This is a genomic window from Pseudoalteromonas lipolytica, assembly GCF_003515105.1.
Taxonomy (GTDB): Bacteria; Pseudomonadota; Gammaproteobacteria; order Enterobacterales; family Alteromonadaceae; genus Pseudoalteromonas; species Pseudoalteromonas lipolytica.
Genome location: NZ_CP032091.1, coordinates 695,160 through 719,882, shown reverse-complemented (window position 1 = coordinate 719,882; position 24,723 = coordinate 695,160). Strand labels below are relative to the sequence as shown.

Here is a 24,723-nt window from a genome sequence, read left to right as displayed (position 1 = left end):
AAAATATATTAGAACAGCTTTTTGAATATTGCAAATATTTTGTATGCAAATTAAAATACACTCACTGATCATAAGGAATCCACTATGAAGTACCCGCAATTAAAACTCGATAACCAACTTTGCCATCGCTTATATATGGCATCGAATAGCATTGCTCGCGCGTACCGTGATTCACTCAACCAGTTAAATTTGACCTACCCACAGTACGTCGTGATGATGGCATTATGGGAAAAAGACAAGATCAGCATAGCTGAATTACTCGAAAAAACAGCCATTGATGGCGGTGCTATGACGCAAATTTTAAAAAAGATGAGCGAAAAGTCGTTATTGAGTATTTACCAAGACAGCCAAGATAAACGTAAACGCCTAGTCCAACTCGAAGCCAAGGGTAAGGCCTTACAAGATGACGCTGCCAGTATTCCTGAACAAATTCGTTGTCGCTTTCCTAGCATCAATGAGCAACAGGCTTTGCAACTTATTCAGCTTCTCGATTTGGTAAATAGCGATCTTGATTAACAAAAATTATTTGAAAGTGAATTTCGATTACACCGCTTTTTAATAGATTTAAATGCGTTATAGTGGGTAAAACCCACTAAAACGGACACGATTATGAAAGCATTTGGTTATAGCAAAGCCACCCCAACGCTTGGTGAACATTCCTTACAAGCAATTGAATTACCAGATCCAGTTGCAACGGGCAGCGATATTTTAGTTGCTGTTGAGGCTATTTCAGTCAACCCTGTTGACACTAAAATCCGCGCAAACGTTTCTCCCCAAAGCGGCTATAAAGTCATTGGCTGGGATGCAGTAGGCACAGTAAAAGCCGTTGGTGAAAACGTGTCATTATTTAACGTTGGCGACCGAGTCTATTATGCTGGCGATTTAACTCGCCAAGGCAGTAATGCGCAGTTGCAACTAGTTGACGAACGCATTGTTGGTAAAGCACCCGCAAGCTTAACCAATGCAGAAGCCGCCGCCCTCCCTCTAACCAGTATTACAGCATGGGAATTGTTATTTGACCGTCTGCAAATTACGCAATCAAAAGACAGCAAACCCGCCTCAGTATTGGTAATTGGTGCAGCGGGTGGGGTTGGCTCAATTTTAGTGCAGCTTGCTAAACAGCTAACAAACTTAACAGTTGTTGGCACAGCGGCACGTCAGCAAAGTGTACAATGGCTAACCGACTTAGGCGTAGATTATGTGCTAGATCACAGCCAAGATCTCAATCAACAACGTATTGACGCAGAACTTGATGAATTTGATTATGTAATCAGTTTAACGCATACCGATAAGCACCTTGACAGTATTGTAGAGGTAATTAAACCACAGGGTAAATTAGCACTGATTGATGACCCCGCAAGCTTCGATATTTTAAAGCTTAAGCGCAAAAGTATTTCGCTTCATTGGGAGTTTATGTATACCCGCTCAATGTTTCAAACCGACGATATGATTGCTCAACACCAACTACTAACAACACTTTCAGAGCTTGTTGATAAAGGCATCATTAAAACCACCTTGGGTGAGCATTTAGGAAAAATAAATGTCGAGAACATACTCAAAGCCCATGCTATTTTAGAATCGCATCAAGCACGCGGTAAGTTAGTGCTTGAAGGATTTTAGCGTTACCAGCTTTCGTTAACATAGCCATTAATTAGCGCTAACGAGTTAGCGCTAATTATGTTCTTCTCATTTTTTATTTTGTCGATATTCATAACGCACTGCCTTAATAAAACCCACCGCATCATAAAAGTGCAGTTTTTAAGACTTGCTTCACTATTTTAGTGCTTAGAGATTGCTACAAATATTCCCACAAAAAATAAGTCACTGATTTTAAATAATTTAAAATAAAAATAAAGAGTGGCACAGTTCTTCCAATAGTGAAAAAGGAACTTGCACCTAAAAGGAGACGAACGTGACTAACTTTTATCACACTCTTTACTTACTTTGGCGTTTAGATATTAGCACATGGCATGTGCATGAACCGAACGATCCTCATACCACTGCAGATAGGGAGCGTCGCTATGTTAAATAACGATCCTGAATTTATAGAAGCACTGCAAAAGGTATCTGTTCATCATCTTACAATTACCGAAGCCGCTGAACAGTATGACATTCCCAAAAGAACGCTTTATAACGCTGTAAGGCAACAGCACGCAAAATTAAATAAGCAAAAAGCTTATTTAATTGCGACACAAAAACGGCTTAAACAACACCTTCGTAATGTTGAAATGGAGTTGGCTCGCTTCGTTTAAAAAAAATCTGTATGGTTTAAAAACACGCATTTAACAAATTGGAATGAGTATGCACGCAGTAGAAGTAAACTTTGATGGCTTAGTGGGGCCAACACACAATTACGCGGGATTATCGTATGGCAATGTTGCCTCATTAAGTCATGCCTCATCACATTCAAACCCTAGAGAAGCCGTATTGCAAGGGTTAGAAAAAATGAAGGCAATGCATGAGCTCGGCTTAGAACAAGGTATTTTTGCACCCCATGCTCGTCCTGATATCAACGTATTAAAACGTTTGGGATTTACTGGCAGCGACAGGCAAATTATTGAAAAAGCATTTAAAGCCGATCCCATTTTACTGCGAGCCTGTTACAGTGCGTCTGCTATGTGGACTGCAAACGCAGCAACCGTGTCTCCCTCTGCTGATACGCTTGATGGCAAAGTGCATTTTACAGCTGCAAACTTAAACAACAAATTTCACCGCTCATTAGAACCGACAACGACAACAGCGTTGTTGAAAGCCATGTTTAACAACGACCACTATTTTAGCCATCACTGTCACTTGCCTGACCAAGGTTTTTTCGGTGATGAAGGTGCTGCCAATCATAATCGTTTATGCGATAGCCATGCAGATACAGGGTTAGAGGTATTTGTATTTGGTGCGAGTAGCTTTAATAATGCACTCCCCAAACCAAGTAAATTTCCTGCACGGCAAACACTCGAGGCATCACAGGCTGTTGCTCGTTTGCACCAATTAAAACCCCACAGCCAGCTATTTATTCAACAAAACCCTGTTGTGATTGACCAAGGTGTGTTTCATAACGATGTAATTGCAGTCGCAAATGGCAATGTTTTACTGTGCCATGAGCAAGCTTTTTTAAACCAAGCACATGCCTTAGATGAAATAAAAAAAGCCTATACCGGTGAAAAAACCCTGCATATTATTGAAGTACCGACCCAAAAAGTAAGTATTACCGATGCTGTAAGCAGCTACTTATTTAATAGCCAACTTATTACACTTGCCGATGGCAGCATGCTGTTAGTCGCTCCACAAGAATGCCAACGTAACTTAGCTGTGCATCAATATATTCAAGAATTAATTTTGTCGGATAATCCGATACAACATGTCCGTTTTTTTGATTTACGGCAGAGCATGCAAAATGGCGGAGGCCCTGCGTGCTTACGCTTGCGTGTTGCATTAAACGCCAACGAGCTTAACGCGGTAAACCCTGCCGTGCGCTTTAGTCACGACAAATATGACCAACTAGTCAATTGGGCTAACACACATTATCGCGATTCATTAACGAGCAATGACTTTGCTGATCCTCAGCTTTTAACTGAGAGCTATCAGGCACTTGATGAGCTTACCTCGTTACTTAATTTAGGTTCTGTTTATCCATTTCAACAACAATAACGCCATGAAAATTAAAGCAGTACATTCAATAAAAGGGGTCGCCAGTTCGTTAAATACCCTGCTCATTAATAGTGTAGAAAGTGGTGCATCCATCGGTTTTATTGCACCGTTATCATTACACGCAGCTCATGACTATTGGCAGGGCGTTAATACTGACTTAGCCACGCCATATCGACGCCTTTATTTAGCTATGGAGGATGAGCAAGTGATTGGCTCTGTTCAATTATCTTTGTGTTCAAAAGCAAACGGAATGCACCGAGGTGAAGTAGAAAAACTGATGGTGCACACCGACTATCAAGGCCAAGGCATTGCAAAACAATTAATGAACACCCTAGAAACCGACGCTAACGCAATGGGGATTAGTTTATTAGTACTTGATACCCGTATGGGGGATATCGCATCCACTCTATATCGTAAGCTTAACTACATTGAAGCGGGCTCAATCCCAGGTTTTTCAAAAAGTTCCGCGGGTACGTTTGATGCAACAGTGTATTTCTATAAGCAAATCGGCTCTCGTTGATGGGGCCGAATTCAATCACTGATGACATAATTTTTCATTATTGTCCTGGGTGAAAATATTCAGCTTTTTTCAATAATAGTAAAAAAACCGCACACTCTAAATTCAGCAAAAGCAGAAAAGTCATTATACGTTGTTAAATTAATATACTTTAAATGTAAGATAGCTGCATATTTCATTCTGCTTTTTTGATAAACGCAACGAGTTAATAACAATTCAAGTTCTATTAAGTTTTCGTTACTTATACTTCCTAGCATACACATAACACACTAAAGGAATGAATCATGAACTTTAAATCAACAATGCTTAGCAGCGCTATCTTACTTGCACTCGTTGGTTGTGGCTCAGACAACGACAAAAATGACAACATAGCTCAGCCGCAAATGGCTAAATTCACTCTGGGTGTATCTGATGCGCCAGTAACAGGCTTAAAAGCTGTCAATGTCGTATTTGATTCAATCACACTGAGAACGCAAGGCGGTGAAGATATCACTTTTGAAACGCGTGAAGACGATGATGAAACAAAACCTGAAATGGTCAACTTACTTGACTACACAGGCGACGATGTTTTCGCTCTTTTAGAAGATGAAGAAGTGCCTGCAGGCGAGTATCAGTGGATCCGTGCTGATGTTATCAATGGTGATACAAACGACTTAACAATGACATCACATGTTGTGTATGAAGATGACAGCATTGAACCATTAATCGTTAAACGTAAAGGCAACGACGGTGTGGGTGAAATTCAACTTGATGGCTTCACACTTAATCAAGCTGGTAACGAATTTGTTATTGAATTTGACCTTAAAAAATCATTAGTTGACCCGCAAAATAGTTCTGAAATTGTGCTTAAGCCTCGTGGTGTTCGTTTAGAGAACTTGGCTGAATCGCAAGATATTGAAGGCACAGTAAGCGACGTATTAATTGCTAACTGCGAAACCGATAATATTGCTATTGCTGCTGAAGATGGCTCGTTTGGCCACGCTGTTTACCTGTATAGCAGTGACGTAGAAACACCAATGGACAACTACGAAGTAAATGAGAACGAAACACCGGCAGATGCACCACTTGCAACGGCTAATGTGGTTTTTGATAGTGAAGATAATCAATACGAGTTCGAACTTGCATTCATTCAACCTGGTGATTACCAACTTGCTTACACATGCGCTGCACACATTGATGATGCAGAGGCAGAAGACCAAGAGTTTACGCTTCATCAAATTAAACCTGTCACCGTTACATCGGGTGAAGACCTAACAGTGTCATTCACATTACCTGAGTAATAAAGGTTAATACCCCACTTAAAAGCCCGCTTTGCGCGGGCTTTTCTATTCTTTATCATATGAAACAGCCAAAGACTAAACCAACAGAGTCTTTCCCTTGTTGCTGTGCTGGTTTTCTCGTTGTGGCTATTTGAATATGTTAATATTATAAGCCTAACCAAAACAGTCTGGGCTATGTTATGACATCGCGTATTTTAAAATCGATTTTCTATTCCTCTCTTATGTTAGGCTCAGCCCTGTTTCTACAAGGCTGCCAAGACCAACCACAATCCGACCATGTAGCAGTAAGTGGCGGCCTTATTCAAGGACAACAGCAAGGGCGAGTTATTGCCTATAAAGGCATTCCCTATGCAGCGCCCCCTGTGGGAAACTTACGCTGGCGAGCCCCTCAACCGGTTACTAAATGGCAAGGTGTCAAGGTATTGGAAAATTATGCCCCTGATTGCATGCAAAAACCATTTGCTGGCGATGCTGCGCCATTAGCAACCACGCCTTCAGAAGACTGTTTGTATTTGAATGTGTTTAAACCCGCCAAGCACAGTGATAGCCCTTACCCTGTTGTAGTTTGGATCCATGGTGGCGGCTTTGTAAACGGTGGGGCTTCACCAGCAGTATACTCTGGCGAAAGCTTTGCTAAACAAGGTGTTATTTTTGTTAGCTTTAATTATCGTTTAGGTCGATTCGGCTTTTTTGCGCACCCTGCCCTCACACGATTTGAAAATGATGCACTGGGTAACTACGCATTAATGGACCAAATTGCAGCGCTTGAATGGGTGAAAAAAAACATCGCTCAATTTGGTGGCGATGCATCAAAGGTGACATTAATGGGTGAATCTGCAGGTGGTGCATCAGTGCATGCGATGATGCAAACGCCGGCTGCTAATAATTTATTTCAGCAAGCAATTATTATGTCTGCTGGTGGCCGAGACCTATTTAAACAACGGCCTTTACACAGTAATGACGACACGGTGTTAAGCGCAGAACAAATCGGTGAAAACTTTGCTAAGCAGCATACAATTTTAGGCAGCGATGAAAACGCGCTGGCTGCGCTTCGTGAGTTATCTGCCGAAGATATTATCGATGACCTCAACTTAAGCACGCTACACCAACAAAATACCGACGTACCAAACTATGTTGGTGGCCCCATTATTGATGGCACCATTATTAGTGCATCAACCGAAACGCGTTTAAGAAAAGGGACATTTAGCCACATACCAGCCATGGTTGGCACTACAGACAGGGATTTAGGGTTTGCAGGATTTGCTTCAAAAGACGCTTTATTCGACAGCTTTGCTGGGCACAGCACACAGGCAAGAATGACATACGATGCCAATGGCGACACTCCACTGCCCATGCTTAACTATCAGATTGGTCAAGATGCACAAATGCAAGAACCTGCTCGATTTGTTGCTAAACGCATTTCAGATATGGGCAAGCAGGCTTATTTATACCGCTTTGGCTATGTGGCGCAAACTTTAGATAAACCAGGAGCTGAGCATGCCAGCGAGATTCCGTATTTCTTTAATACGGTGCAAGCAAAATACGGTCATGTTACCACCGAACAAGACAAGCAAGCGGCTAAAATTATGCACCGTTATGTTACTAACTTTATTAAATTAGGCACGCCAAATGGCCCGGGACTCCCGAAGTGGTCTGCGTTTAAACATGATGAGCCATTTTTACTGCAAATGAATAAAACAGGTACCGCAGAGTTTTTACCTGACCCATTGCAAGCTCGGTTAAACATCACCGAAGCAAAAGCAGAGCAACAATAATCAATAGACGAGGCGCGTAATATAAGCGCCTTGTTAGCTTTTAACCTTGCTGCTGTACGTACTCAAGTGCCGTCATTTTTTTGTAAGTCACATTAGGATGAAACACATGCGTGGGTTCTGGGTCTACCACTTCGATAGGCGTTCCCTGACTTCGTGCAATATCAAGTGCCATTTGCGTAATATTGACAGTAAACGAGGTGCCTATAAATACAATTTTATTAGCATCGAGCATACGTTGCTGCGCCTCAGAAATACGATAAAGTTCGGTGTAATACTCATCGAATAACAACACATATGGCTTAAACGATTGATTAACAATAGGACTTTCATTACTAATGTTGAACACCTCAAGTAATGAATGGTGTAAGTTATCTTCGTTTACTTTATCCCATGGAGCGTTGAAGGCCATCACTTCATCACCTTGATTGTGAAAGACCGTCATTTGATCTAAACGACCGTGAATCGCAATGTAATCGGTGTTACCCGCCTTTCCATCAAGGCCATCAATGTTTTGTGTTATAAGATTTTTATCGCTCAACCAATGATGAACTTCGTTCGGACCATGATGTCGGTACGTTGCAAAGCGATGGTAATACCACGCTAAAAATTCGCGTGGGTTGTTTTGATACATCGCACGTGTTGCCATTTCCATCGGCGTGTAGTTTTTGCTGCCAATGGTCCAAAATCCATCTTCGCCACGAAAAGTTGGGATCCCGCTTGCGGCACTCACCCCTGCGCCTGTGATATAGAGTGTATTCATAATGATAACTGTACCTTGTAGCCAAGCGCATCGGGTGTTACTTGCTGGTTATTGTTCATGCCCCCAATGCGATACAAACTGCCTTGATGTTCTAATAATCCGCGGTGATCCATACTGGCGGTATTTGCCTTTGGCATCGCGTGCCAATCATTGCTGTCGACATTAAAACGCCACACATGATTGCTTGCAGGGGCTGGTTTACCATCGTAACCCATGCCATTGTAATTATAGGGATTCGCTGAACCACCCATCATATATATATCGCCATTAAAGCTGGTTGCTGCCATGCGATAATGTGCCACGCCAGTGGGATGAGGAATCGTTCGCCAATCAATTTTTAAAGGGTTATTAGCATCAATGGTTCCTTTTAGGCACTGTGGAACCGCAGCAAACGAGCGACGTTTATCAGCATTCGCTTTGGTTTCTACGCCATCACAAACCAACATAGTATTGCCGCTAATGGCAGCCGCTTGACCAAACACCGGTTTCCCTAAAAATGGTGAAGCCTGTTGCCATGTATCCGTTTTAATATCGTAAACTTGCACTAAGTTTACGTTACCATCGTTATGCCAACCACTGACTAAATAAATATAACGTTGTTTATATGCCAAAGCGACACTGTCATCTACCGGCACTGGCATGCTGGTAAGTGGGGTGTATGAATTAGTAATCACATCATAACGATACACATCTGGGGTCGATACCTCTTGATGATCATGGCTTACCGTATAGCCACCAAACACATAAGCATACTCACCAACCCCCACTGCGGTACTGGCTAAACGCCCCACTAAAGGTTGAGTACTCGGTACCTCTTTAGCTGCGTGCCAAGAATCATCACCAACTTTGAGTACCCATACTTTATTGTGAATATCATGATGTGCTTTACCCTTACCTAGTCCCATAAAACTTAAAAAGTAAGCTTGTTCATGAATAACTACTTTAGCAACCGCATTATTGGCTACCGGTTCTGGTAAGGCTGGAATTGTTGCAAGTGCAATAGAAAATAGCAGGCTCATAAGATGAATAAACGACTAAAAACAGACGTTAAGAATACCATTTTATGAGCCCGAGGAAAGGCCTAGTAAGCAATACTAATACGTTGATTTAAATGTGCTGCAGATTGCGCTTCATCAAGCATGGCTTTAGCGTAATCGGTTACTGATATTTTGCTTTCGCCGTTTGAGTCAGTAAAGAAGCTATCGCCTCCTACACGATAAGGGCCCTCTGAATCACCAGGATAAATTACCGCAGCAGGGGATACAAAGGTCCAAGGTGTATCTGCGGTTGATGCTCTAAACACCTCAAGCGCTTCACCTTGTGCACGTGCTTCATCTTTATATTCAGCTGGAAAATCAGGGCTAGAAATCAACGTGACACCCGGTGCAACCTCTAAACTACCGGCGCCCCCTACCCATAAAATACGTATGCCAGTGCCAGCCAATGCACTCAGTAATTGTTGAGCACTGTTAGCCACAATCTCATGATTACCAAGAGCACGACCACCAATAGCCACAATTACTGCATCGCTGCCTGCTGCGGCGTTTGCTATATCGTCTTTTGTTAAATCAAATTCAGTTATCGTGACATTATCTTGGGTTACTTTACCTGCGTCTCTTACTAACACATTAACTTGGTGACCGCGTGTTAATGCTTCTGAAGTAATGTGGCTACCAATCCAACCTGATGCGCCTAATACTGCTAATTTCATGAGGAATACTCCGTTGTTTGTTTCATTAACAGCAGTTTACTTGTTCATCATTTACTGATAAATACACTACATAGATACACATTGTTTCATATTAAGATACCAATGGATAAACTCAATTCAATTACAAGCTTTGTCGAAGTGGCGCGCACAGGGAGTTTTACACAGGCCGCTGAACACTTAGGTTTAAGCCGACTACAAGTATCAAGACATATTCAAGATATTGAAAAGTGGCTTAATTTAAGATTGTTTCATCGAACAACGCGCAAAGTCAGTTTAACTATTCAAGGCGAAGAAGCGCTAAGCTATTGTCAGCAAATATTAAATCAAGTGTCTGACTTACAAAGCCGTGCTCACAGTCATAACAATGAATTAGTCGGTACAATTCGACTCGCATCTCCCATTGGTCTTGGGCAACATAAACTGTTTGATGCCATTGAAGCATTTACCAAGCGCCATCCACAAACTCGGTTTGAGTTATTACTGTCCGATAGTCTATCGCAGCTTGTTGATGACCGCGTAGATATTGCCCTGCGCTATATCCACCAGCCTGATGAAGGGTTAATTGCTCGCAAGCTTATGTATATAGCAACAGCGGTATGTGCATCGAAGGCGTATTTAACACAGCACGATACAATAAGCGACCCCAATGACTTAGCCACACATAATTGCCTTGTCCATAAAAAACACAACGTGTGGCAGTTTCAACGTAACGGTAATACACAAAAGGTCACCGTTAAGGGCAACATAGTCGCCAATGATATGGGCGTATTACTCAAAGCAGCTAAACAAGGAATGGGGATTGCTCACTTACCCTGCGATTTAGCGAATGATCATTTGTTATCCGGTGAACTTATAAAAGTGCTGCCAGAGTATACAACCGTCGGTTCACATATATGGGCAGTGTATTTATCGCGAAATTTTCAACAAAATGTAGTGCGAGCCTTTATCGACTTTTTAGCAGAGCAGTGGCATCACGATATTTTGTAATCTAAATGCGCTGCAGGCACGTACAACTAGCAAAAAGGAGTCGTAATGCAGCACTTAGACCACGAAATATCACGCATCATTGAAATGGCGTGGGAAGACAGAACCCCGTTCGAAGCAATAAAGCAACAATTTGGCTTAAATGAAAAAAGCGTGATCGCTTTAATGCGCCAGCAGCTAACAAACTCAAGCTTTAGACTCTGGCGAAAACGCGCAACAGGCAGGCAAACCAAACATTTAAAACTTCGCCACCCCGATATCTCAAGAGGTTACTGTAAGACCCAATATAAGCACAGGTAAACCTGTAGACATATCGGTTTAGTACAAAGGCGATTCGTTGTTAAAAAACGCCAAACAGACTTAGCTATGTTGCCTCAGTTGTTAGCTGTACATATTTTTCAGCAAGCTCATCGAGTGACTCGCGATGATTTGGATCAGGCTTAATACAATCAATAGGACACACACTAACACAGGTCGGGTTATCATAATGCCCGACACACTCAGTGCATTTATTAGGATCAATTTGATAAATCTTTGCGCCCATGTAAATAGCTTCGTTCGGACATTCTGGATCACACATATCACAGTTAATACATTTGTTATTGATGAGTAATGCCATGACAAACCTTACAGGAAGATAAAGAAGTTACGCTTTTAAAACCTTCACCGAAAATTTCAAAACATAACAAAAATTGCAGCCGCGTAATATAGTTTGCAATGAGCAAACATTCTTTGATCTAGATCAAGCTCTACACCCGCATCACTCTCTAATCATTCAAGATTGAATGATTAACTGTAGTTAGCAACTATCTACTGAGCACAAATTGTGTAAGGAGATTAGTGAGCTGTTTTATAACATTTAGAATTGGTTTATCCCTACCAGCGTTGTTAGCAAAATCCACATAAAAAACAAATTTTTCGCAGAAATGGGGCTATGAGGAAGGGTTCTAAATTGGACTTAACCGAGTAATGTCGGGAGATATAAATTTAGGAGTCCTATATGAATAGCAAAGTTGGTATTTTTTGGTTCGTTGAAAACACATTAGTCTATAAAGCACAAAATGCTATCGACTTAAAGGCAGATCAACTTGGTTTTATCGATAGCCCACTGCAACACCAAGTCGAATGGGAGGAGAATAATATTTACCAATTGTTTGGGTTAACACTATTCAACAGTGACTACTACAACTTTCCCAGAGGCCGAGTTATTTTTAATACAAAGCTCAATACATCGTATGTCTATTTAGACAAAAGCTTGTTTAAAAAGTATATAGTTAAAGAGATAAAAGCTAATTTTTATTTGTTGGATAGAAAGGTCAAATTCTTTACAGATCCTCATTACCATTGCTTTGCTAGCATTTAGTAAAAGTTAAATACTACCTATACCTGAGCGCTGATACACAGTGTATAAGCGCTTAAAATTTACAAAGCTATTTATTTACCTGAAGGTGCGGGGGATTGGCTACGTATAAATGCTGGAATATCAAAAATATCATTTTTAGTAGATACAACACGTTTAGGTGCTTTTTCTGGTTCGGCTTGAGGTGGTGTTTCTTCCCATAAATTAGATTTAATAAGCTTACTTTTTGCACCTGTAGCAATCACTAATATTTCAAAATTATTAGCAAGACTAGTTATTTTGGAAGCACCGCAAATAACCACCGCATTCGGGCTCACTTGTTGGCGTACTGTATCCATAATGGTGTTGTAACTGCCTAATGAAATCTCATCGACACAATTAATTTGTACAATAACACCTGTGCTTGTACTCATATCAACACTACTAACCAGAGGGTTGCTCAGAGCTTGCGTAAGAGCTGTTTGTAAATCGCTTTCATCGGCGCATTTACCTACCCCCAAGACGGCATCGCCTTGTGCATCCATTACTCTTTGAAAGTCGCGAAGATCTACGTTAATTAATCCCTGATAACACAACATATCAATAAGAGACGTAATTAAAGAATGTAAAATTTGATTGCTGTGTTTAAAGGCATCAAATAAGCCTATGTCATTGCCTAGCACTTCAATAAGTTGATCATTTGGCAAAGTAACTACAGCATTAGCATATTGCTTTAATTCATCAAGCCCTTGCTCGGCTACTTTTCGCCTAAAGTCCCCCTCACTGGTAAAGGGTAAAGTGGCAATACAGATTACGGGCTTATTTAGATCTTTGGCTAACTTAGCTATGTATGGGCTTGCGCCTGTACCTGTGCCTCCGCCTAAGCCAGTTGCGCATAAAAGAATATCGCAGCTTTTAATAAGCGTTAATAATTGCTCTTCACTTTCTTGTGCGGCGAGTAGCCCTATTGCTGGGTCTGCACCAGCACCATAGCCGTTTGTAAGCTCTGCACCTATCAACACAAAGTCATCACTTTGAGAGTGTTCTAATACAACCTTATCGGTATTAACGTTATAAAACTTCGTTTGTGGATTTTGAACCTCATTAAAAATGGTATTAACTGTGTTACAGCCACAGCCGCCAATACCAAACACGCCAATAGACAAGCCATCTAACTTTTCAACTAATTCAAACATTGCAGCTCCTTATTTTTTAAAGAGCATAGCAACAAGGTGCGTCAATATTTGACGCACCTAAACTTACTGATTATAAATATTAGCGGCAGCCTTTATTTTTTTAATGACTCTGTTACGAATAACCACAGGCTCGATGACCTCTAACCAATGAGCTAATTTAAACAATTCATCAATTAATTGTTGAGTATCATCTACTTTAAAAGTGAGTAAGGAGGTTTGTGCGTCTAATTGCTGCTTTTCGATTAGCTCTCCAAGCTCTATAAACCCTTGATTAATTGCCGATTGAGTAGGCACTTTGATGACCAAGTTAATTGGCTCTTGGCGTTTACCTTTATTAATTGCCAATCGTAATGAGCTTAACTGCTCAAGATTTGGTTCACGCCGTGTTTTTTGGAGTACCTTAACATTACGAATCCGATATACTGGCATTTGATAGCATTTATCGTGAAGCTCACCCACCATAAACTGCGCCATTAAAATACCATTGTCTTCCTCAAGCCCATAAAAACTGAGTTCAGAAAAGGCCAACCAGTGCGCTTGGTCATATAAAACGCGATAAATCTCAGCACTAGCTGAACGATTATGTTTTATTGCATGCTCGATTTGTTCAACAACCTTGCTGTCAAGATTCACCTCAATCGAGCTATTACTTTTTAGCTTTAACCACTCAGGTTTGATGCCATTTAGTCGCTGTAACGCAATATCAGCTTTAGCATGAATTGCTTGTTTAATATCTACAGGAATATTTTGCGGCAGTAACTGCTCAAGCATTAAGTAATGCTGAGCAAGCTCTGTGCTCATCACTGTCGAATTTCCACGCCATTCCTTACTAATAGACCAACCATAAGGCTTTGTTCGCGTGTCTTTTTCAAGGCCAAAACAGCCTTGCTCGTATAAAGATTGCAGGTCGCGTTGTAGCATGCGAGTAGAGAGCTTAATGCCACTATCAAAGAGTTTATTTTTAAGCTGGTTAATAGAGATAGAGCTTGGCTGTGAAGGCAAAAGCTCTAGAATTGCTAAATGGCGTTGTGAGCTCATGGTAAAACACTAATTATGTAATTATATTTCATCATCTTCGGAGTTTTTATAAAAATATCTCAACCTAGTTTTAAAAATATTATTCATTAAATACTAAATCAAAGTGCTCTTCTAATGGTTCAATACGGCTTTCAAACCAACTTAAAAGCTCTTTAATAGCCTGCTGATTTTTAGTAAACAAATCTATGTTGTGGTAGTTCACATTAAATTGCCCATCTTTATAGAATAAGCTTTGCTCTTCATCAAATAATCTATTCGATATACCGTTTTGATTGATTATCCACCCCTCTGGTGGGGTATCATCTTCATTAAGGTCCTCAAGGAAAAACTCGTTTGTTATTGAGCAAAGCATAATGCCAAAAAACACTAAAATTTCGTATGTGCTCAAGCTACAATGAGAAAAAATTAATGGCTTTAAATTTAAGGTAAATAATAAAGCCTGCCTCATATCATCATATTGCTCTTTCGAAGCAATACTTCCGAAAACAGAAATTTCATCAGTATCAATAACAACTTGGCAAACATCGTCGTCTTCACTTTGGTAGTTTATTTCTAGCGTGTCATCAAATCTAACAATTTCTATTGTATTACTTTCGTATCTAATGGTTTGAATTAATTCATCTACATTATTTTTAATTCCCAACACTCTTAATTCTTTAATACTGTCTGCTAATTGATAATGAAGAACTTCAATAATTTTAAAAAAGTCTTTGGCTAATTTTTTGCTCTTTCTTAATTCGTAAACGTGAGTAATAACGTCACCCTTCAATAAAAAAACTAATTGAAGAAGGTTGTTTTCATCAAAAATTAAAGCTTTATTTTTGTAAGCCTTATATTTATATGGAGTTCCTAAAACATTTTCATCAGGAATAATTCCATTACCGTTTTTATTTAAAAAACTATCATTAACGTGATTGTCTTTATGTCGAATGCTATGCTCTGAGTACTCATCAGAATAGCTATTCCAAGGGATGTTTTGCATCATAAATTCGTATGCTTCAGGGCTATTACCTGGCGCTTGAATTTTAACGTCATGCTTTCTTGCTGATAGCTGCCTTACTAAGCAGCCAGCTTTGAGTTTACTGTTATATGAGCAAATTACTTGTTTAGTCTGTAATGTCTCAAAGTAATCATCTACGACCCTTTCGTATACTTTAATTCGTTGATCTTCTGATTCATCAATTAGTTTCCACCCTTGCTTTGGTTTTAGAACTTTCCCGTTAGAGATAGTAGGGGTAAGGTGTACATTTCCGGTTTGACTGTGCATGAGATCAGGAAACGCATCAATATGTTTGCAAATAAATTTAAGTTCTCTATTTCGTTGTTCTTTACTTGCAAATCTTTGAGCAAATCTATTTCTATTATCGACAACGTGTGAGCCATCTAGGTCATGACTGATTAATTTTTTTACCCCCCATTTAGAGTACTGATACCATAGCTCACCGTCTAACTCAGAAAATACAAAGTTACAATCTGTAGAAAATTTATTTGCTGTTGGGTCTTTCCAATATAAACCACTGCTTGAAAACTCTTGTAATTGGCTAAGATCAAACCACTCTGGCGTGATTTTGTTATCGTAAGCTTGAATTAACGCTACGCAAATTTCATCTATTACCTCAGGGGAAACATCTCTATTTAGTTCATATTCAATATCAAACTGAAGTGAAGGTGATGTTTGCTCACAAATAGAGCCTAACTGAAAGGGGATGATACATTTAAGTAATTTAGAATATATTAACAGTGTCTGTTCTTTTTCATCGAACATGGCATAAGCCGGACTATCGTCGTTATATATTTTTATATCTGTTTGGCCGTGTATTTCCAAAACCTCGGTAGCATCTTCGGATGTGGCGCTGTAATTATTGAACTTAATAAGCTCAAGTAACTGTTCTCTATATTGAGCTGCATTTTCTAATCGTTCATCGCCATCTTTACCTCTGCTCTCAAAATCCGCTAACTGATTATCCATAAAAGCAGCTACAGCTAGTAAATTTTCAGAACGAGAAAACAGCCCCCAAATTTCAACTTCACCATTTTCAAGCTCATCATGGTAATGGCCATCTGCTAAGCAATTCCCTCCCAATCGCTGGCCCCAACGCTCTATTTCTGAAGTTTGGCTTGCAGGTGACCAGAAGTAATCCCCTAGGTCCAAGTCTTTCTTTGCTTCGTTTGTATTTTCTAAAAACACCTTGCGGTCAATATTTCTAAACCAATCTTCAGCAAGATTTAATAAGCCTTTAAAATGGGAGTGTTCAATGGAACGCATGTTTTTTAGTGCTTTTGCATGTAAATCGCCCTTAGTTTTCTTTTTACTAATTTCAACGAGTTCATTGATAAACTTTGTAATTTTATGTAGGTCTTTTTCTAGTTGCTCATTTGGTTTAAAGCGATGGACCTCTTCACCTTTACTCAATAGTGAATTCGCCCAGTCTGGTAAATGATCTTTACTTATTTGGGACTGGATAGCAAAAGAGTCATTTGCTTTTGCATATTTAACTGTTTTAGAAACGATTAAGTCTCGGTAGTCCGCTGGTAGCTTTTTAAACTTAGATGCTGCATAAGCTTCAATTGCTTCTGGGTAAATGTAATTAGGCATGAGTTTATTCCATCCTTGTTAAAAAATTTATATTTATAACCTTTCAAAGTAACAGCCAAAAATTATCAGTTATTAACTTAGCCTTTACGCACCAAAAAAGGTATATCGCTTAATAGTGTTTCGAAAATATTCTTGAAAACTAACCAACAAACCAACAAACCAACAAACCAAATCCTACATATCATATTAAAACTCAAAAGATAATTCCCTTTTTAAGTTCTGAGGAAATTCCATTACTATTACATAGTACTCATTTATTTCTTCAATCAAATACCTAAACTCATGCGAGTTTAGAGCAGGCCTTTCTTTCCCACACTTGACCATAAACAAATTGCCGTATAACTCTTCAAACTTCCCTAAAGTGTCTAATGCACTTAACGTAAGAACGGCTAGATGCACTAAGCCCTAGCTTTAATCAATTCCTGACTTTTTATATTCTTCAACAACTCCGTTTTTAATTCTATTTTTATCAATCAACATAATACTTAACCTTAAATTTTTACACGTAAAATGACTGTATACTTTTTAACGCTCAAAACGGTAACTCTATACGGTTTTCACTTTTGGGATTAATATCAAAAGGAACAACCCAGAGCTTTAACGTGTCACCTTCATAATTAAAACTGTGCGGGAACGCGCTAGTAAACACTTCCGTTTTTGGGTAAATAAGCACTAGAAAGCCTTTACCCTTTAAGTAAGTATGGCCATAGCCAAGCATCTGGTAAAAGTCAGCTTGAGAGAGACCAAACTTGTCTCTTCGCGCTGAATTTTTCTCGTTTATTACCTTCCATTTAGTATCCAAAACAATGTCACTATCCACTTTACGTGATATGTATAAATCAGGCTTTAGTAAAAAGTAAGGTATACTATCGTAATCAACTAACGATTTAGAGCCAACCTGCGCAGACAACTCGCCAATACCGGTTATATGCTTTTTTAAATACTGAGCAACAAAGCTTTCAAACACTGCTTCCATTGGAAACAACAACGAAAATGCATTACTTTTGCCCTGCAAAGTTAACGGGGAAAACCCATCAATAATTAGCTTTGTCCACGCCAGTGGGGCTTCGTAATACTTCATTCCTCTATCTAGCTTAACGCTGGCAAAGTCATTTTTTACATTATTACTTAGTGGTATGTCTGCAAAAGCAAATAATAACTCTTGCAGTAATTTTTGGTTATTAGCACAGCGGCTATAACCTTTCACCTTCACAAGTGCGGTGTGTATTAATCGATTAACCGGCCTGTCTTGTAAATACTCTTCGTACTCAACATAAAACTTATGTTTATCAATAAAGTTATGCTTAACTTGTTTACCTACCAAAAGCTTACCTTTTAAAAAGGCAACGTTATCTTCCTTTAGTACATAGTCACTTTTAAGCCCGCGCTTTATTAAGGTATTTACAGAGGCTAAAAACTGGCTAATAAAAACCTCTAGTAAAGGTATTTTATTTTCAGCTAAATTAGCATTATTAGTTTGTAAGTGCCTAAACTGCTTAAGTGATTTAAGCATCATTAATAATGACGCGCGCGAGGTGCTTTCATCACTATTTTTAGCTACTTTAGGCAATACCTCTATTTGAGTTCCATCGGGTGTGAAAATCACACCAGCATAGTTTTTAACTTGTAATACTTCACAGTTATCAACTTGCCCCAAGCGCATAAATCGACTTTCTGAGTCATCACATAAACATAACTTTCTTAAATATCTATATGCATTTCCAGAAATAGGTTGTATTTTAGGTGATGCTTGCGCTTTGACACTTATCTCATCATCATTACCTAAATAGCCAAACTCAAAAACTGTAGTTTGCTTTTTAACTTCCGACATTACTGAGCACTCAAAGGTATAACTTCACCTGCATCATCACTAATATTCGCAGGCCTTTTAAGCAATGTATCATCATAAATAGCCTGATAAGCTTTCGGGCTATTCCATACTGAACCTTCAGCGTTAAAATCAGCTAAGGTGTATGTGGTTTTAGTGTCTTCGTAGGTTTCTAAGCCATGATTTTCACCAAAAATATGGTTATATTCTTCGCTTTTAGATTCCACAAAAATATATTGTTTTAATTCACTTTTTTCTTTTCTGTTGTCACCTAAAACTAAGCGAATTTTATTCCAATCTTCAAAAAAGTACTCTTCAAGTAGCGGGATGATTTTATTTTTAAACGTGTTTTTAAGTTCACCAAAGGCTTTTTCTTCAGAACTATCTTCACTATTTAAAGCGTCTAAAACAGGAATTAAAAAAGCATGCCCTAATGTATGCTCTCGATCGTAAAGCACCTCAATACGCTTATTCATTGTTTTAAGTAACTGTTCTAAATTAATCCCCTTAACCACTTTATCTTTGAACAACTCAGGTTGTGGCATCATTTCAACAAAATCAAAACGGCGGCGCAGTGCCGTGTCCATCATGGCTAATGAACGGTCAGCTGTGTTCATAGTGCCAATGATATAAAGGTTTTCTGGTACTGAAAATTTATCACCAGAGTATGGCAACCTCACTTCAAGGGCTTCATGCTTTCCTGAACGTTTAGATGGTTCGATTAAAGTGATCAACTCACCGAAGATCTTTGAAATATTTCCTCGGTTAATTTCATCAATGATTAAAACGTAGTTGTCGGCTTGTTTTACTCTATGTGCAGTTTCTACATTGATACCCTGCTCAAGTAAATATGATAATGTGTTATTTACATTAAACCTGGAAAGTAAACAAAAAGTTGGGATGTGGAAGTTCTTACTATCATTTAAGCTTTTTAAATCAATTGAAAGATCTTTAGCTAACCATTTCACCGGAATTTGGTGGCAAAAATCAGGCCTTGTTGGCACTCCTCTTTCATTAAAAAAGTAATCTCCAGTTATAACACCAATCGCTTCAATTGAAGATTTACTATTTATACAAAGAATTAAATCGCCAACATCAGCTTCTTGAGTAAATGAAGTCAATGAGTTCTGATTGTTAGAACCAAGTCCATTAAAATAATCATTACGTTCCCCCGTACTTAAGTCACCAGTATCACTCCAGCCTATGACTGCGATATCGTTTTCATAACTATAAGTTTTTGCAGGGTTTTTGTTTGTACTTTCTATTGATATTTTCCAAACATTTCCTTTTGGATTAATTAAACTATCGGTGTCTAAATCAACTTGTTTAGTGGCAACATTACATATCTCTTTAAATATGCCGTCTTTTTTATAATAACTTAACTGCTCATTTTCAGTTTTAGCGCTAAGCCCCTCAACAAACTCTTCATACCCATAGCTTTGGTGAAATGTCACAAAACGAATACGATCATCATCTACCAAAGATTTGTAGAGTTTTGTAATCTCTTCTCTTTGTGTTTTTGCTGTACTCATAGCAGGGTTTCTTTTTAGCGCTTTGTATTTCTCTGGCTCAGCGGCTCTTACTGCGGCTTCAATTGTATGATAAGTTTTACCTGTTCCTGGAGGGCCATATAAAATTTGGTTTAAAGGACATAAAGAATCGTCATACTCACAGCTATCATTAATGAACTGTTGCTCTGTAGTATCTTGCTCTGTGGCTTCCTCATCCCCAGAATAATCTTTAGGGTTTCTTTGGGCCCCATCCATTTCACCATTTAATTGATCCTTTATATTTTCTAAAAATGGCGATAGCTCTTCAATTGAGCTTGGTTCTATAATTTTTCTTTCTTTAAAAAAATGTCTATTAACAGATACTCTTAATGTATCTGCAAAAAAACTTACTGAAATTCGTGGCTTTCCCTTTCCGTTTCTATCTTTTACACCAAACTTAAAGAAACGTTTTTTTTCTTTGGCGTTGTGTGTTGTGTAGCAATCACACTGTGGGAAATACTGACGAATCAAACCATAAACTTCAGTAAACAGTGCTTGCTGATCACTACTTCTAGACTTTAAGAACTCAGAATTAATTTCACTCATATAAGTACTTAAAAACTCTTCAAACTCCATTGTCACTCCTTTAATATTTTTTTGCTACACAATAATGCTAGCTTCAATAACTGTAGCGATGCATCTAATACATCGCTATTTATATGGCTTTGCATTCCGTAAATACATTTAGATTATTAATTATAACGTTTAAATCCTTGCTTAATTTTTTCACCTGTCATGCGCCAGTGTGGAAGTTGTCACATGGCATATCCTAAGTACTGGCATCAAAAACAGGTTGACCGTTTTGATCTTCAATAAGCCAAATATTTTTCTCAGAAAACTCAATCTCTGGCAATTTGTAGTCTGTTAATAACTGTTGAAAATGACCTTGGTTGAATAGCCCATCTACCAGCAAAGGTTTGGCACTTTGCGTTGTGATGACATAGATTTCGTTTGGCAGACTTTTGCCTTGCTTATGGATAGCAAACAAGGTTTCTGTAAGTACTTGAGGGCTAGCCCCTGTGATGATGAGTAATATGTGTTTCATTCAATTTCCTTTTGACGAAACTGAATGATATCTGAATATTAAATAAAATCAAAAAGTATGAGACGAATGCTATTTTTATGACTTATTGACGATAAATGTTTTGCGAACTTTCTCTAATACCTAAATTTAAAAAAAGAGTAGCACGCTACTCCTTCATTGCCCTCAAGCCACGCCTTACATTATCGTTGGCAATACGCTTTGCATTACCAAAATAGAAAAGTATATTTGCATACAATTCCCTCACTCGTATTATCAGAGTGAACTCAGATCTAGATCAAACAACACACCCGCATCACTCTCTAATCATTCAAGATTGAATGATTAACTGTAGTCAGGAAATACCAACCTAATTAGACAGTGAGACTAGTAAAGCACTTGAAGGTTAAAAATTAGGTTTTTAAATACACAGAAGTATTAAAAGTAGGCTTTGTAGATGTTTAAGAGAACTAAATACACAAAAGGGAGTTAATAAATTAATTGGGTCTTTTATTAAGCACTTATATCTTGCAAAGTTAGTCTAACTTCAACGTAAATCCTAAAAAGAAGCTACGACCGCTTTTAGTTGTATTATAAGCACGATCATTAGAATCACTATACAGCTCTTGCCTTTCATCTGTCAGATTCAAACCTTCAAATGTGAGCTCAAGTTGATCAGAAAGCTTATACTTCGCCGAGAAGTCAATATAGTTTGTAGCATGATAACCAGACTCATCTTGGTCTGTATTACCAGACTCTACTGAAAGTATGTAGTTGCTCCTATAGGCCGATGAAATTCTCGCTTCCCAATCATCGGATTCATAATAAAAAGTTAGGTTATAACTTTGGTTTGATAAGCCCGCGAATGTTTTGAACTGGTTCTTACCGGAGCCTTGTACGTTGCGATAAAGGGTTTTTCCATCTGCCCAAGTAAAGTTTGCATTGATACCAAAATTACTAAATGGGGAAGGTAAGAAATCGAAGTCTTTTATTAATGAAACTTCGAAGCCTTTTATGGTGGATGAGTCTGAGTTAACTGGTTTTGAAACCATAAATAAGTCATCAATTGAGTCCCCACTTTGTAATAATGAGGGTGGTAACCCCAATTCACTGTATTTGATCAAATCGACTTGTTCAATGACAAAGTTATTTATGTTTTTATAAAATAATGAAAATGATAAAAGGCCTTGATCATTAAAATACCATTCGTAGGACGAGTCAATATTCACAGACTCGAACGGGCTTAGTTCAGGGTTTCCAATTGAAATATTCCCAATTTCACCTTCCGCTCTCGATGCTTGAGAAACATTCGCAGAATAAGACAAATCAGATAACGAAGGGCGTGTAATATTTTTACTCGTTCCAAATCTCAGCAACATCTCATCTGCAAAGTCCCAAACCACGTTGAAGCTTGGCAGCCATTTTGCGTAACTTCTATCACGTTGAGTTAGATTACCTTTTGAAAGCCCAATAGAGCTTAAATCTGTTTGAAACCAACGCAGGCCTATTTGGTAGTTTATAGGGTAAGTATCAGTGTTATTTTCTGATTTTAATACTGCATAGAAAGCGTTTGTTTTCTCTTCCACATTAAAATTTGTTGAGGGTATAACATACTCAGAACTTAATGAAAGATCGTTTAGGCCATAATAAGATTGAATTTCATCGATATCGGCTTCCACCCATTCCAAATCTGGATGTTGGCTAAACACCTGTGTGTTTTTCGATGACAATAACCCACTCTCACCATGTTCTGCTGATTCAGCAGTCGGATAATAAGAAAATACTCGGTCATGCCCTGAATTTTTTAAAGTACTATGAGTTAAGCCTAATTGCAGCTCTACCTCATGATTTACATCGTAAATAAGCTCTATTTTTGAGTTAAATACATTTGTATCGACATAATTTTCCTGAAAATAGAGATCTTTTACTTTAAATTTTGAAGGATTAGTTGTATCAAAATTAGGTGAGTAACTAGTACCATAAAAAGGATCTTGCCTAAAGTCAGTTATGATATGTAGATCATCCGCAATAATATTAACTTTATTTAATTTAGGCTGTTGATAGTCTGAGTCATTTGCCCCGATAACAAGGTTTAAACTCAAATCATTCTTTACAGTGTAATGTGTATCAATTGAAATTTGCTTGAAAACTGACTCATTAAAATCTTTACGGTTTTCAATTCTCCATGATGCATCTGGATACTCTGCATAAATTACTTCATTTTCAGTATTGTTTTCTTCCCAGATTACATTTGCTACGCGGTTGTTATTTTTAACCGCAAGATGATGTTCATCTAAGTCATTTTTTAGCGAGTTATACAGTAGGTGTATTGCAGTCTCGAATTTACTGTTAGGCTTAAATTGAAATGCAGCTGTAACTCCCAACCTTTTTTGATTGTTATTCCATAAGGAGTATCGATGTCCCCTCGGATACCATAAACCTAATCTATCGAGGTACTCTTGCTGGTGGGCTAGTTTACCAACATACTGTTTATTTTCTTGCCTCCAACGAGTTGTATTTGTTCCATATTCTGTAGCGTTCCTTTCAGAGTATGTCGTTAAAATTAATCCACCCCAGTTATTCCATAAACCAGAATACATCATAGATACTCGGGGATCTGATTGCGGATTATTTGAATTGATACCATGTCGATATGAAAAAATACTAACGGGCTTTTTTAAATCGAAAGGTAAGGGGGTGCTTAACGTTACATTACCGCCTATTCCGCCTTCAAGCATGGAAGCGACGTACGATTTTTGTATATCAACTTGGCTAAACAATTCAGCTGAAAATAAGTTAAAGTCAAATGCCCTAGTACGTGATACAGCTCCTCTAGCATCCATTGGCGATGAGGTCATGCCCAGAGCTTCAATGCCATTGATTGTTACTTTTGTAAAATCAGGTCCAAGTCCTCTTAATGATATTTGCCTTCCTTCTCCTGCCTCCCGCGTGATAGAAACACCTGACACTCGCTGTAAAGAATCAGCCAAGTTTAAATCCGGAAAATCAGCAATATCTTCTGCTAAAATTGAATCCTGAGAGATTAATGCCAGTCGCTTGAGCTCACTCGCCTTTTTTAATGAATCGCGAAATCCCATAACAACGATTTCTTCGGGAATAGGCGAGCTTTGAGAAACGAAAGTGTTTTTTAACACAGGTACGGAAGAAGGTTGTGATTTTTTTTGTTTAGGACAAATTGACAATACCCAACCAGAATTAATTTCACTCGCGCACAGTGGCGTCTCTTTAAGTAATCTAGAAATTAGCTGTCGCGCTGTAAAAGTTCCACTAACTGGGCCTGATTTATAACCTTGAATAAGGTTAGGATCATATAAAATTGTCTGTTCAACAGTCCGAGAAAACAAGTTTACAGCTTCCTCTAAAGACTGCTGTTCAAATCTAACCTGATATTGACTCAGCTGTGACGCCCATGCCCCACTCGACAGCAATAATAATCCCAATACCCAATATTTTATTAGCATA

21 protein-coding genes are annotated in these 24,723 nt (G+C 38.6%); 10 read left to right on the top strand and 11 right to left on the bottom strand.

The annotated features are described in order from the left end of the window. Positions 1 to 84: 84 nt before the first annotated feature. From D0907_RS19385 to D0907_RS19350, 7 genes are all read left to right on the top strand, one after another. Positions 85 to 516 carry a MarR family winged helix-turn-helix transcriptional regulator gene (locus tag D0907_RS19385; protein ID WP_036972343.1) on the top strand — a complete coding sequence of 144 codons (432 nt, stop codon included), beginning with the start codon at positions 85 to 87 and terminating at the stop codon, positions 514 to 516. A gap of 93 nt (positions 517 to 609) precedes the next feature. Next, positions 610 to 1,620: a zinc-binding alcohol dehydrogenase family protein gene (locus D0907_RS19380; protein ID WP_036972344.1), complete on the top strand. Its 1,011-nt coding sequence runs from the start codon at positions 610 to 612 to the stop codon at positions 1,618 to 1,620. Between the two features lie 401 nt (positions 1,621 to 2,021). Beyond that, on the top strand, positions 2,022 to 2,252 hold the full coding sequence (locus tag D0907_RS19375; protein WP_036972346.1) for a helix-turn-helix domain-containing protein: 231 nt from the start codon (positions 2,022 to 2,024) through the stop codon (positions 2,250 to 2,252). 49 nt (positions 2,253 to 2,301) lie between these two features. Further along, positions 2,302 to 3,645: an N-succinylarginine dihydrolase gene (gene astB, locus D0907_RS19370; protein WP_036972347.1), complete on the top strand. Its 1,344-nt coding sequence runs from the start codon at positions 2,302 to 2,304 to the stop codon at positions 3,643 to 3,645. A 4-nt stretch (positions 3,646 to 3,649) separates the two neighbouring features. Beyond that, positions 3,650 to 4,165: a GNAT family N-acetyltransferase gene (locus D0907_RS19365; protein ID WP_118845158.1), complete on the top strand. Its 516-nt coding sequence runs from the start codon at positions 3,650 to 3,652 to the stop codon at positions 4,163 to 4,165. 281 nt (positions 4,166 to 4,446) lie between these two features. Beyond that, the gene (locus tag D0907_RS19355) at positions 4,447 to 5,442 is read left to right on the top strand and encodes a DUF4382 domain-containing protein (protein WP_036972350.1); all 996 of its coding nucleotides are present in this window, start codon (positions 4,447 to 4,449) and stop codon (positions 5,440 to 5,442) included. Between the two features lie 179 nt (positions 5,443 to 5,621). Then, positions 5,622 to 7,217: a carboxylesterase/lipase family protein gene (locus D0907_RS19350; protein ID WP_118845153.1), complete on the top strand. Its 1,596-nt coding sequence runs from the start codon at positions 5,622 to 5,624 to the stop codon at positions 7,215 to 7,217. Between the two features lie 40 nt (positions 7,218 to 7,257). On the opposite strand, the gene D0907_RS19345 is transcribed toward D0907_RS19350, so the two are convergent. The 3 genes from D0907_RS19345 to D0907_RS19335 all read right to left on the bottom strand — a co-directional run bounded on the left by D0907_RS19345 (position 7,258) and on the right by D0907_RS19335 (position 9,688). Beyond that, on the bottom strand, positions 7,258 to 7,977 hold the full coding sequence (locus tag D0907_RS19345; RefSeq protein ID WP_118845151.1) for an SIR2 family NAD-dependent protein deacylase: 720 nt from the start codon (positions 7,975 to 7,977) through the stop codon (positions 7,258 to 7,260). Beyond that, the gene (locus tag D0907_RS19340; RefSeq protein ID WP_118845149.1) at positions 7,974 to 8,996 is read right to left on the bottom strand and encodes a Kelch repeat-containing protein; all 1,023 of its coding nucleotides are present in this window, start codon (positions 8,994 to 8,996) and stop codon (positions 7,974 to 7,976) included. The genes D0907_RS19345 and D0907_RS19340 overlap by 4 nt, the downstream gene beginning before the upstream one ends. 62 nt (positions 8,997 to 9,058) lie before the next feature. Continuing rightward, positions 9,059 to 9,688: an NAD(P)-dependent oxidoreductase gene (locus D0907_RS19335; RefSeq protein WP_118845147.1), complete on the bottom strand. Its 630-nt coding sequence runs from the start codon at positions 9,686 to 9,688 to the stop codon at positions 9,059 to 9,061. 102 nt (positions 9,689 to 9,790) lie between these two features. On the opposite strand from D0907_RS19335, the gene D0907_RS19330 reads away from it, so the two are divergent. Continuing rightward, positions 9,791 to 10,675 (top strand): LysR family transcriptional regulator, encoded by an 885-nt coding sequence (locus tag D0907_RS19330; protein ID WP_118845144.1) that lies wholly within the window; start codon positions 9,791 to 9,793, stop codon positions 10,673 to 10,675. A 45-nt stretch (positions 10,676 to 10,720) separates the two neighbouring features. Then, positions 10,721 to 10,972 (top strand): TIGR03643 family protein, encoded by a 252-nt coding sequence (locus D0907_RS19325; protein WP_036972356.1) that lies wholly within the window; start codon positions 10,721 to 10,723, stop codon positions 10,970 to 10,972. A 64-nt stretch (positions 10,973 to 11,036) separates the two neighbouring features. On the opposite strand, the gene D0907_RS19320 is transcribed toward D0907_RS19325, so the two are convergent. After that, on the bottom strand, positions 11,037 to 11,291 hold the full coding sequence (locus D0907_RS19320) for a YfhL family 4Fe-4S dicluster ferredoxin (protein WP_065978819.1): 255 nt from the start codon (positions 11,289 to 11,291) through the stop codon (positions 11,037 to 11,039). Between the two features lie 381 nt (positions 11,292 to 11,672). Here D0907_RS19320 and D0907_RS19315 point away from each other — a divergent pair, with 381 nt between their 5' ends. Next, entirely contained in the window at positions 11,673 to 12,035 is a 363-nt protein-coding gene (locus D0907_RS19315; protein ID WP_118845142.1) for a hypothetical protein, read from the top strand. A gap of 71 nt (positions 12,036 to 12,106) precedes the next feature. On the opposite strand, the gene D0907_RS19310 is transcribed toward D0907_RS19315, so the two are convergent. The 7 genes from D0907_RS19310 to D0907_RS19275 all read right to left on the bottom strand — a co-directional run bounded on the left by D0907_RS19310 (position 12,107) and on the right by D0907_RS19275 (position 24,722). Further along, positions 12,107 to 13,207, bottom strand: coding sequence for a cell division protein FtsZ (locus D0907_RS19310; RefSeq protein WP_118845140.1), 1,101 nt, complete (start codon positions 13,205 to 13,207; stop codon positions 12,107 to 12,109). 63 nt (positions 13,208 to 13,270) lie between these two features. After that, on the bottom strand, positions 13,271 to 14,245 hold the full coding sequence (locus tag D0907_RS19305) for a helix-turn-helix transcriptional regulator (RefSeq protein WP_118845138.1): 975 nt from the start codon (positions 14,243 to 14,245) through the stop codon (positions 13,271 to 13,273). A gap of 79 nt (positions 14,246 to 14,324) precedes the next feature. Next, positions 14,325 to 16,841: a hypothetical protein gene (locus D0907_RS19300; protein WP_118845136.1), complete on the bottom strand. Its 2,517-nt coding sequence runs from the start codon at positions 16,839 to 16,841 to the stop codon at positions 14,325 to 14,327. A 532-nt stretch (positions 16,842 to 17,373) separates the two neighbouring features. Further along, positions 17,374 to 18,672, bottom strand: coding sequence for an McrC family protein (locus tag D0907_RS19290; protein ID WP_118845134.1), 1,299 nt, complete (start codon positions 18,670 to 18,672; stop codon positions 17,374 to 17,376). Next, positions 18,672 to 20,795, bottom strand: coding sequence for an AAA family ATPase (locus tag D0907_RS19285; protein ID WP_118845132.1), 2,124 nt, complete (start codon positions 20,793 to 20,795; stop codon positions 18,672 to 18,674). Before D0907_RS19285 ends, D0907_RS19290 begins: the two co-directional genes overlap by 1 nt. Before the next feature lie 193 nt (positions 20,796 to 20,988). Continuing rightward, on the bottom strand, positions 20,989 to 21,264 hold the full coding sequence (locus D0907_RS19280; protein WP_118845130.1) for a CRISPR-associated ring nuclease: 276 nt from the start codon (positions 21,262 to 21,264) through the stop codon (positions 20,989 to 20,991). Positions 21,265 to 21,776: 512 nt separating this feature from the next. After that, on the bottom strand, positions 21,777 to 24,722 hold the full coding sequence (locus D0907_RS19275; protein WP_118845128.1) for a TonB-dependent receptor: 2,946 nt from the start codon (positions 24,720 to 24,722) through the stop codon (positions 21,777 to 21,779). Position 24,723: the final 1 nt, after the last annotated feature.